Origin of the sequence: Laspinema olomoucense D3b (genome assembly GCF_025370785.1) — a bacterium.
Taxonomy (GTDB): domain Bacteria; phylum Cyanobacteriota; class Cyanobacteriia; order Cyanobacteriales; family Laspinemataceae; genus Laspinema; species Laspinema olomoucense.
The window spans coordinates 153073-163436 of the sequence record NZ_JAMXFA010000012.1 but is presented as its reverse complement, the minus strand read 5'-3'; the positions used below and the strand labels follow the sequence as shown (position 1 = coordinate 163436).

General features: G+C 45.7%; 9 protein-coding genes. 4 read left to right on the top strand and 5 right to left on the bottom strand.

Translation table 11 applies throughout. From position 1 onward, the window contains the following. From NG792_RS11280 to NG792_RS11265, 4 genes are all read right to left on the bottom strand, one after another. Positions 1-257, bottom strand: a 257-nt coding sequence (locus NG792_RS11280; protein ID WP_261235504.1) for a DJ-1/PfpI family protein, incomplete at its 3' end; no start/stop codon positions are given. A 139-nt stretch (positions 258-396) separates the two neighbouring features. After that, positions 397-486 carry a cytochrome b6-f complex subunit PetN gene (gene petN / locus NG792_RS11275; protein ID WP_261235503.1) on the bottom strand — a complete coding sequence of 30 codons (90 nt, stop codon included), beginning with the start codon at positions 484-486 and terminating at the stop codon, positions 397-399. A 412-nt stretch (positions 487-898) separates the two neighbouring features. Continuing rightward, the gene (locus NG792_RS11270; protein WP_261235502.1) at positions 899-1795 is read right to left on the bottom strand and encodes a hypothetical protein; all 897 of its coding nucleotides are present in this window, start codon (positions 1793-1795) and stop codon (positions 899-901) included. Beyond that, positions 1795-2049: a helix-turn-helix domain-containing protein gene (locus NG792_RS11265; RefSeq protein ID WP_261235501.1), complete on the bottom strand. Its 255-nt coding sequence runs from the start codon at positions 2047-2049 to the stop codon at positions 1795-1797. The genes NG792_RS11270 and NG792_RS11265 overlap by 1 nt, the downstream gene beginning before the upstream one ends. Before the next feature lie 135 nt (positions 2050-2184). Between NG792_RS11265 and NG792_RS11260 the strand changes: the two genes are divergently transcribed. Next, the gene (locus tag NG792_RS11260) at positions 2185-3231 is read left to right on the top strand and encodes a DNA methyltransferase (RefSeq protein WP_261235500.1); all 1047 of its coding nucleotides are present in this window, start codon (positions 2185-2187) and stop codon (positions 3229-3231) included. An 89-nt stretch (positions 3232-3320) separates the two neighbouring features. Here NG792_RS11260 and NG792_RS11255 read toward each other — a convergent pair whose 3' ends face one another. Continuing rightward, a complete protein-coding gene (locus tag NG792_RS11255) occupies positions 3321-5795 on the bottom strand; it encodes an ATP-dependent helicase (protein WP_261235499.1) in 2475 nt (824 codons plus the stop codon). 143 nt (positions 5796-5938) lie between these two features. Here NG792_RS11255 and NG792_RS11250 point away from each other — a divergent pair, with 143 nt between their 5' ends. The 3 genes from NG792_RS11250 to NG792_RS11240 all read left to right on the top strand — a co-directional run bounded on the left by NG792_RS11250 (position 5939) and on the right by NG792_RS11240 (position 10320). Beyond that, entirely contained in the window at positions 5939-7018 is a 1080-nt protein-coding gene (locus NG792_RS11250) for a DUF4349 domain-containing protein (protein WP_261235498.1), read from the top strand. 132 nt (positions 7019-7150) lie between these two features. After that, positions 7151-8515, top strand: a complete 1365-nt coding sequence (locus NG792_RS11245; RefSeq protein WP_261198247.1) for a serine/threonine protein kinase — start codon at positions 7151-7153, stop codon at positions 8513-8515. 47 nt (positions 8516-8562) lie between these two features. Continuing rightward, positions 8563-10320, top strand: a complete 1758-nt coding sequence (locus NG792_RS11240) for a glycosyltransferase family 39 protein (protein ID WP_261235497.1) — start codon at positions 8563-8565, stop codon at positions 10318-10320. The last annotated feature ends 44 nt before the right edge of the window (positions 10321-10364 follow it).

Below are 10364 nucleotides of genomic sequence, written 5' to 3'. Positions count from 1 at the left end.
TTTTCCTGTCTTTTGTGTTCGAGCAATACTCCTACAACCCTTGTACGGTAAGCTTTTTGCTTCTTTTCAGCAAGCCCGCTATAGGTTTGGTCCCCTTCAAAATCGTGAATCGCAGTCCGAACCGTTTCCCCAGCAGTCTTATCGGGACAGACGGCATGAACAATATGGCCCACCATTTGTAGCGCTTGAAAAGGGACCATCACTTCATAATCTTCCACATAATCGCCCACTAACATTAAAATCCGCTTTCCCGTCATGTTTGGACTCCTTGGCAAAATTTAACCGACAAAAAAATGAAGCAAAGCTGACTTACTGGATAACAAGTCAGCTTTGCTTCATTTTAATCAGGGGAGGGTTGTGATTACCTCCTTGGAGACTAGGGGAGAGGGAACTCGCCTAGAAACCGTTGCGGCCCCAAACTACCATCGTGATGGAAAAAGTAAAAACACCTAAAAAAGCAGCCCAACCCACAGTCAAAATATCCATAGTCTTATTTCGCCAGTCATGATAACGAAGGATTTCAGATTTTAATCATACGTCAAAGCGGGACAGAATGGACTGGAAGGGCGATACTCAACGCCATCCCCCAAGCGGAGGACCTTCGGTTTCCGGGATGATTGGAGAGGCGATCGCAACACACAAACCCAGAACTTCCCCCCTAATGAGTACAACCTACTCCCCTAACCCGCTTTCCTGGTTCACGAAATCGTCCCAGGACCTCCACAAGCGGGAATCTGTGAGCGCAATATCCTCATCCAACTCGATGATGAGAGGTTGAATTGGGATATTCTGTAAGTGTGCTAATTCTGAGGCTATTTCACCGTTCATAACATCAACCAGAGATATCTTTCCCACAAAACCAATTCAGAAATGAGTTAGGAATCAGCCAATGAGGCAGCTAGTCAAGGGGACTAGCTGCCGACGGATCTATGAGCGCTTGTAAGGCCGTGAAATTGGATAATTTAATTGCCCTAATCCAGGATTCGATACGGTTCCCAGCATACAAAGATTTCAGGACCTTGGTTTTAAAGATTTCCAAACTAGACAAACCAATTCTGTCAAGTTTAGCAAAATTAGTATCGAGACGGTAGGGAAAACGGCCAGTAAGCTCTCGCAAGCGGATTTGATAATCCCGATCGCTCCGATACTCTCTGGAGTGTATTCCCCAGGAATTAACTAAGGCGATCGCTTGAGCTAATTGCATCTCTGTTCCTTGAAATACTAAGCCATTACAGTTCGTTTGCTGGAGGTTCCGAGTCCGGTTGCTTGTATCTTCTGGTTCCATCACAACATAGTAAGGTGGATTATGATAGTGATTATCGCGAGCTTTTGCCACATCGAGGGCATCTCCAATCCAAATATCAATAATTTTAGGTTTACCAGCTAAAACTTCCTCCAGCATCCAACAGACAAGGACGACTTTTATCTGATTAGCCTGGAAAGTTGTTTGACTATCGCGAAATCGAGCCGTTATTTCCGTTGAGATGGGAAACCAGGTTTTAACTTCGATTCCGGGTACAATATTAGGAATTCCGCTCAAGATTGCATCAGGGAAGCCAGGGTCTTGTCTAATCCATCGACAGCCATCCGGCCAAACTTGGATTTCATTCAAATGTCGAATGAGTGCATATTCTATGAAATTGCCGATTATCGGAGATAATTTACTAACAATTTTCGACAGTTCTATCGCGCCTTGCAGATCACTGGGCTTCGATATCGTTATTACATCGATTTTATGGCCCTTCAATTCAAGTAAGGCCAGCGTTGCTATTTCAAGCGCTTGGTGGTAGTCCACTAATTTTCCTGAGTTTCAATGGTTGATTCTACTTGTTCAATGAATTCTATAAAAGAAATCCCGATCGCCCGACAATATGCCCGCAATTCAATGACATCAATTCGTCTTTCACCTCGTTCACATTTACTAACAAACGACTGGGTTTGTCTTAACCGTCCGGCAACTTGTTCTTGCGTCATCCCTGCGGCTTTTCTCGCCCTGCGAAGCTGGCCGAGAAATAGCAAATATTCTTGCGTAAAAATTGACTTTTCCATTTCACCTGACCTCAAAGAAAATGATATAGTCGATTTTAGAATAGTCCAAAATCGACTATTTTTTAAAATTCAATTAATGCAAAAATAAAACTAATCAAGAATAAAAACCTTTAAATTAGAGACGACCCAGCAAGAATGAATAAAAAAATGCAAGATTTGACTCTTATCCCAAGCACTGCCATCGGTGGCGTCCAGATCGAGAATGCTGATGTGGCAACCCGGTATCAATTTTGGCAAGCCCCTACGGTGATTGTGTCGGATGGGGCTTATGGGTTGGGGCTTTTCCCCGGTGATCCACCGACTCCAACCGATTTGCCACACTGGTACGATCGCCACATAGAAGCCTGGTCTGACTATTGTTTGCCCGAAACAACTTTATGGTTTTGGTGCAGTGAAATGGGTTGGGCCACCATACACCCTCTCTTAGAAAAAAATGGCTGGCAATATCGCTCAGTCAATATTTGGGATAAAGGGGTTGCTCATATTGCCGGAAATGTTAATAGCAAGACGATTCGACGGTTTCCAATTGTGACTGAAGTTTGTGTCCATTATGTTCGTAATGTGGAATTACCCACTGGGAATGGCGATCGCTTACCGATGCAGCAGTGGTTACGGTATGAGTGGCTCAGATCTGGCCTGCCTCTGAATAAAACAAACGAGGCGTGTGGTGTGAAAAATGCTGCTACTCGTAAATATTTTACTCAAGATCGGCTGTGGTATTTCCCCCCCCCAGAAATGATGGCTTGTCTGGTTAGTTATGCAAATCAGTATGGTAAACCAACAAACTGGCCCTATTTCTCACTCGATGGAAAGTCGCCGGTTACCGCCGACCAATGGTCACGAATGCGCGCCAAGTGGAATCATTTTCATGGGGTGACCAATGTTTGGTCAGAACCCGCAGTTCGAGGGGCAGAACGGCTTAAGGATAAACAAGCTAGATGCATTCATGCGAATCAAAAGCCACTGCGTTTAATTGAGAGAATTATCTTAGCTTCTAGTGATTCTAATGATGTAGTCTGGGAGCCTTTTGGGGGCTTATGTTCAGCAGCCATCGCTTCGATGCGTAAAGGCCGTCGCTGTTACAGTGCTGAAATTAATCCTGATTATTATAAACTGGCAAAAAATCGCCTAGAACAAGAATATGATATTCGGAGTTCTGCTTTATTTCCTGAGTTGGTCTAAGACTGAATCCATTAAAAGCTAGATTGTAGCTTTAGGAAAGTAGGGTCTTGCTTATTCCAACCCTTAGAATTGCTGCGGTAAGAGATCTACTATATATCCGATAACTCCACCACTTCATCAGGGTAGGCTTCCATTAAGGCAGGCAAAACGGGACAGGGGGGGATGTCTTGTAAATTGGCGGGTTTACTCCAGGTAAAGGGGGCTTGTTTGGCGGCAGAAATCCATAACAATCGTTTGGCGCGAGTCATGGCAACATAGAGTAAGCGGTATTCTTCGGCAATTTTGAGGTTTTCGGCTTGTTTCCAAGAATCGGCGATGGAGGGGAACTGGAAGGGTTCGTTTTCCCAGGATTGGGGTGCGCTTTGGTGGTGGAGGTGTGCGCGAATTTGGGCGCGGGCGACTTCGGATAGGGTGTATTCCCCGAGGAATTGTGCCGGAGGGGGAACCCAAAATTTGCCAGGAATCATGTTTTCATGAAGGAAGGGGATGAAGACATAATCCCAATCCAGTCCTTTGGCTTTGTGCATGGTGACAATGGTGAGTTGTCTCGGGCGAGTATAAATTTTCTCGGCGTTATCTTCTGTATCAACGGGTTCAAAGCGTTCTGAGGTGACAATTTCGTTGAGGACGGTGAGAATGCCGCTCATGGAGGGATTTCCGGCGGTTTGTTGCGCCAAGCGATCGCCTAATTTGTCGGCGGTGGCGAGTTCGGAGGCGTCATAATGTAAGGCTAAGGCGAGGAAGGAAATCAGTTGATACAAGGGGAGTTCGATCCTTGAGGTGAGCAAGCTGGCACAGAATCGTCTGGCTTGTAGTACCGATGGGGGTTGAGGTGGTTCTAATGGACCGGGGTAGAGAAATTGTTCGGGTAAGCTAGTGAGGGCGTTTAAGTCTTGGGAGGGGATTAAGTTGCGATCGACTAAGACGCGCAAAACGGTTTTTAAATAGTCGGGGGAATGGGGGCGATCGAGGAATTGCAGCAATGCCAGCATTTCTGCGGGAACTTGAGACCGCCGATCGCTGGCGGATACATCAAAGACTTCTATCCCATATTTATTTAACTCACATTCGATTCCATACAGTTTGGGATTGCTCATCACTTCCTGGATAAATCGCCCTTGGCGGTTTTCTCGGACTAAAATAGCTGCCGATCGCTCCTCAGTTGTCTCACTAAATAACTGCACCGCCCTCCGCGCAATCAGTTCGATGCTGTGATAAATATCCCGAGGTTGGTACATTTCCAATCCTCCTCCGGTGTGAGGCGGATTCGCATCGGGTTGGGGGTCGCCGGTTTCCACGGTCCGAATATTTTGCAAGCGAAAGGGCAATTTAGCCGAAGGGCGACTGGATTCTATCTCGGGTGTGATGTGATGCTGCTGTGCATAATGACGATTCACCCAACTTAAGACAAAATTGGCGGCATTGATAATAATTCGGGTACTGCGTCCGGCGCGATCCATTGTCGCCAGGAGATTTTCGCGATCGCAAGCTTCACAAAAGCGGCGAAAATAGATCGGGTCTGCGGGAGTAAAAGTAGAATTAATGGCTTGATTGGGGTCACCGACGCGAATTAAATTGGGCGGTGCATCGGGATCGTCGCACTTTCGGGCCAAAATTTCTAATAATTGGGTTTGCAAGGGGGAAGAATCTTGCGCTTCGTCTTCAAATACGGCAAAGACTTGTTTTTGCCACAAATAACAGGCACTCTGATTTTCCAGGACGCGCAAGGCGGAGAGAATCATGTCATCATAATCGATAAACATCCGCGATCGCATCAAGGTCTCGTACTGTTCATATAATCCAGCAGCGATCGCTAAAATACCATACTGATCATCGGGAATTTGTCCCTCGGATTCCATCGCGATTTGCCATAAATCTTTGGGTAATAATCCAGAAGATTTGGCTTCGTGAATAGCAGTTTGTGCGAGTTGCGGCAGTACATCCGTGCGTAATACAGACTGACGGCGCAAGCGTTCCGTTTCCTCGCCATCAAATTGACAACCTTCTATTAAAATTTGATACCGCTGGGGATTAGCTGCAATCCAGCGTTCTACACTTTGGATGATCAGGCGGTTACTTTGGGTGGGGGTGACTAATGTCATTTGTTCCAGGTCCAAACCGGATAATTCGGGATGACGGGAGGCGATCGCCAGTGCTAATCCATGTAACGTATTGACCGTAAATCCGATTTGTGGCATTGCCAGTTGTCGCAATGCGGCGCGAATTTTTAATTTTAAATTCGCCGCAGCAGAACGGGTGAAGGTGACGACAACCAGATGGTTAAGATAATGCAGTTTAAAACGAGCGATCGCCAATGCTGCTGCATCTGCCATTCCCTTGGATTTTCCTGCACCCGGGACCGCAGATACCGCCAAGGGACCGCCCAGCCAATCCGCCATTTGCTGTTGTCCAGGTCGTAATCCATCGCGAATGCGTTGTTCTGCCTCCTGGCGCTTTTGAGCGAAAGGCGTCAAAGGTTCGGCAACCGATCCAGGCAAGTTGTTATCAAAATCTTTCGACATCGTGAGGTTAAACCGGGGACAAGGACGAAAACGGGCGGTCATTATGAGTGTATCGTTTCTGGCGGGCGATCGCCTCCGTTTCAATTTTTGTAGCAGATTCTCCACTTCCCAAATCGTAAGGTTAGGTTAGGACTAACCGGCAACGGACCTTAATTTGACTCTTTCCCTATCCCAGGAGAACTCCGATGAAATCTTATCCCCGCGCGATCGCCACTGCTTCTGAGAACTGTGGCCCCACAACAACCCACACCCTGAAGGATGGGGCTATACGGACAAAGCCCGCCTGCGCGGGCTACTCTATAAAATTGGGGTTAGATAGGCGAATTGGGTCTCAAACCCCGATTTTACTGCCGATGTTGATTTTGATGGGTGCGATCGCCAGTTGTAGTGCCGTTCCGACTTCACAAGAGGCAAGGAACGAGTCCCTCGTCGCCCAGCAAGGTATGGTCCCAGCAGCAGCACCGATGCCTCCATCCGATGCGGTTGCCAATGAAGTAGGGCGTTCTCAGGGGATGGTTGCGGAAGTTGCACAAGGGTCAGGAGAGATTCCCCAAGCAGCACCGCAATTGATTAAAACTGCCTCAATGACAATGGAAGTAGAGGCGATCGAGGAGCAAATTCCAGCGATTAACCAGATTGTTAAGCAAAAACAAGGGGATTTGTTGCAGTTTGAAGACAATAAACCGCGATCGCAAAATACGCGCCATGTGGTTTCGATGCAGTTGCGCGTCCCTCAGCAACAGTTAGAAAATACCATTAATGCGATCGCCGAACTCGGCACCGTCATCAATCGTTCCATTACCGCTGAAGATGTTTCAGCACAATTGATTGATAACGATGCGCGGTTAAAAAATCTCCGCAAACAAGAAGAAATGATATTAAAAATCATGGAACGGTCCGGTTCCGTGGGAGATGTCCTCAATGCCGCCCGAGAGCTCAGTACCATTCGTGAACAAATTGAACGCATCGACGCGGTTCAAGCCAATTTACGGAACAAAGTCGCTTATTCCACTCTTTATTTAACCCTAGAGTCTCCAATTTCCGCAGCAGAAGTTCCTCAAAAATCTTTGGGTAAAGAACTGCAAAAAACCTGGGAAAATGCCTCGGAAGCGGTAGGGGATGTGACCGTTGGGCTGCTCAAATTCACCCTGTATTTGCTGGCCTTTAGTCCATTTATCCTGTTAGGAGCCGGGGTAGCATTTTTAGGGTATAACAGAATCAAGCAATCTAAACCAAACGAGTCCAGGATTAATCATAATAGCTAGAGGTAGAGAAGTAAAAAGTCGGGGCGATCGCTGCACTGACCGCCTCTCTTCCTAATCCCTGTCTAGGAGAGGCATCAACTCGATTCGCTCTGGCTTTAGAAAACAGCCGATAAAGAAAATAGGCAAAAACTCATGCACCAACCTGGAGACCTAATCAAGGAACGCTATCACATTCTTAACCTTTTAGGAGAGGGCGGAATTGCCACGACTTATGCTGCCGAGGACTTGAATATCAGCCAACAAGTCGCGATTAAAGTCTTATCCCTGCGGCGGTTGAAAGACTGGAAAGCCCTCGAACTCTTTGAACGGGAAGGCAAGGTTTTGGCGCAACTGGAGCATTCAGGGATTCCCAAATATCTGGACTATTTTCAACTGGATCTAGAGGGCGATCGCCGCTTTTACATCGTCCAAGAAATTGCCCCGGGTCAATCGTTGCAAGACTGGGTAGCCAGCGGATGGCGTCCCACTGAATTGGAGGTGAGAGAGATTGCCAAACAACTCTTAGATATTCTGGTGTATTTGCATCAACTCACCCCTCCCGTTGTCCATCGAGATCTTAAACCCCAAAATATTATTCGTCAGTCCGATGGCAAGGTATTTTTAGTCGATTTCGGTGCAGTTCAAGATACCTATCGCCATACCATCACCAACGGCAGTACCATCGTCGGGACTTATGGTTATATGGCCCCGGAACAGTTTCGGGGACAAGCTAAACCGCCCACCGATTTATATGGGTTGGGTGCTACATTGTTGTTTTTATTAACCCATAAAGACCCGGCAGATTTTCCCGAAAAACGGATGAAAATTGATTTTCGTCCCTATGTCAACCTCACCCCAGAGTTTGCCGATTGGTTGGAAAACCTGTTAGAACCCGTCATCGAAGATAGATTCACATCGGCTGCTGAAGCTTTAGCAGAATTGGAGGGAAAACGGGAACGAATTGCGCCGCGATCGCCCAGTAATTTGCAACCTGCCGGGAGTCGGGTTGTTTTGCAGAAAGATCAGAGTAGGATTAAAATATCTATTCCTGGGCAGGGTCTAGAATATCAACATATATTTTTATTTATTTTTTACATAATATTTTTACCAACGTTTTTTATTATCACAATGGGAATTTTTGAGGATTTGAAAGAAAATTTTTTTATGATCACAATAAAAATTATATTATTTTTATTGTTTATATTTAGCTCTATAATTATTTTTATTTGGAATGTTTTTGCTTCCACTCACTTAGAATTTACTAAAAATAAATTTACCAGAACTTGGTATTTTCTAGGAATTAGACACAAAATTGACCGAAATATTAAAGATATCTGTCGGGTAGAAGTCTCTCGAACTAATGTTAATGTCAAAGAGCGCCCTGCCTTCACCTGTGCCTTACAAATGGGCGGGGTGGCGACTTACTGCTTTGGTTCCCGGCTTAGTAAAATGGAGCAAGACTGGTTAGTAACAGAAATCGCTGAGTTTATCGGAAAACCTAAATTAATTGACAAGTAGGACTAAAATAGGGGTCAGAACTGGATGAATCTACAACTGGCTGACAAATGCACAGGTATCGACCTTATTTGAGTTTAGCGGGTATCCTCATTCTGGGTACTGTCCTGCGGTTTGCCCAATTAGAGGCCAAACCCATCTGGTTAGATGAAATTCTCACCGGATTATTTAGTTTTGGGCGAAATCATGACAATATTCCCTTAGATGCAGTTTTTCCTTTAGCACAATTTGTCGATATTTTTCAGTTAAATTCAAGCGCCAGTTGTGGACAAATTGCAGAAACAGTGGCAAGGGAATCGACTCACCCCCCGCTGTTTTTTTGCTTAACCCATGAGTGGTTGAAGGGAAATGAGGGGGCCTGGATATGGCAAGCCCGATCGCTCTCGGCACTGTTTGGCGTGGGTGCGATCGCTGCCATGTATGGCTTAAATCGGATAGCTTTTTCTCGGCAAGCTGGACTAATGGGTGCAGCAGCGATCGCAGTCTCTCCTTTTGCGGTTTACCTGTCTCAGGAAGCACGCCATTATACCCTACCGATGCTGTTAGTTATTTTATCCCTCAGCGGATTGATTCAGATTCAAAAAGATTTACTTCATCGGGGAAAAGTTCGCCCTTGGGTGGGAATCACTTGGGTAATTTTTAACACCCTAGGATTGTACAGCCACTATTTTTTCCTATTAGCTTGGGTCGCTGAATTATTTACAATTTTTGCGTTAAGTTTGGGACAATACCTGCATCCTGAAAGGCTGGGATTACAGCAAGAATCCTCCTCGGCACCGCCTAAAAGAATGGTAACTTGGCTCAGTTTGGGGGGGTATAGTTGGCTACCTTTGTTATTGTATTTCCCTTGGTTACCCACTCTGCACAACCATTTTAGCCGTCCCGAAACCGATTGGTTTAAACCCTTTGAACCTTCATGGGTGGATAGTGTAACCCCCATTTTTCAAACCTTAGCCGGTTGGTTGGTCATGATAGTAGCATTCCCGGTGGAAAATCAACCGCTTTGGATTGTTATTCTTTCGGTGATTTTGATGCTGCTCTGTTGGGGGTATTTTTTGCTTTCTATTGTTCCTCGACTTAAAGCCGTTTTAACAAGCCAAAGTACCCGGTTATCGGGTTTAACTTTACTGGTTTTTACGGTGGTTATTTTATTAGAATATTTGATTCTTGTTTATGGGTTGGGCAAAGATATTACTTCCGCAGTGCGCTATCACTTTATCTATTATCCGGTAATTTGTGCCTTATTGGGCGCGAGTTTGACGATGAATCCGGTAGTTATCAAAGAAAAAAACAATTCTGCGCCGGTTAAGGGTTTGATTGGTAAACTCCGGGAGAAGGGAAAGTTATATTTAATTCCCAGTTTTCTAATTGTGGGGCTGATTAGTAGTGTTTTTGTGGTATCAAATTGGGTATTTCAAAAGTCTTATGATCCAGCCGGGGTAGCGCGGCAGCTAAATTTAGAACCGACTGTTCCTTTAGTGGTGGTGGTGGGATATGAGAATATGCAAGAGGTAGCTTTGGGGTTGAGTTTTGCCCTAGAATTGGATAAAATTAGGACCCGGAATTTACCCGAGACGGGTTGGGCATTTATGACGCGATCGCCTAGTTATCAGTCCGTCTGGGAAAATCTGAATTCTGTTTCGGGATTACCGCCTTCTGCTGTTAATTTATGGATCGTGGCTCCGGGTTTGCGTCAGCGGGAATATCCTCCTCAACTGATGTTAGGCGATCGCCTCTGTAATCTCGACCCCAGTCAGTATTATCGATTAGGAATTCCCTATCAACTTTATCGGTGTGGGGAAGAGTAAAATTAGCCCGCGCAGGCGGGCTTTGTTCCTATAGCCCCACCCTT

Coding starts and splice junctions, on each gene's coding strand:
- petN (WP_261235503.1), bottom strand. CDS start 486: ATGGATATTTTGACTGTGGGTTGGGCTGCTTTTTTAGGTGTTTTTACT.
- NG792_RS11265 (WP_261235501.1), bottom strand. CDS start 2,049: ATGGAAAAGTCAATTTTTACGCAAGAATATTTGCTATTTCTCGGCCAG.
- NG792_RS11260 (WP_261235500.1), top strand. CDS start 2,185: ATGAATAAAAAAATGCAAGATTTGACTCTTATCCCAAGCACTGCCATC.
- NG792_RS11255 (WP_261235499.1), bottom strand. CDS start 5,795: ATGACCGCCCGTTTTCGTCCTTGTCCCCGGTTTAACCTCACGATGTCG.
- NG792_RS11250 (WP_261235498.1), top strand. CDS start 5,939: ATGAAATCTTATCCCCGCGCGATCGCCACTGCTTCTGAGAACTGTGGC.
- NG792_RS11245 (WP_261198247.1), top strand. CDS start 7,151: ATGCACCAACCTGGAGACCTAATCAAGGAACGCTATCACATTCTTAAC.
- NG792_RS11240 (WP_261235497.1), top strand. CDS start 8,563: ATGCACAGGTATCGACCTTATTTGAGTTTAGCGGGTATCCTCATTCTG.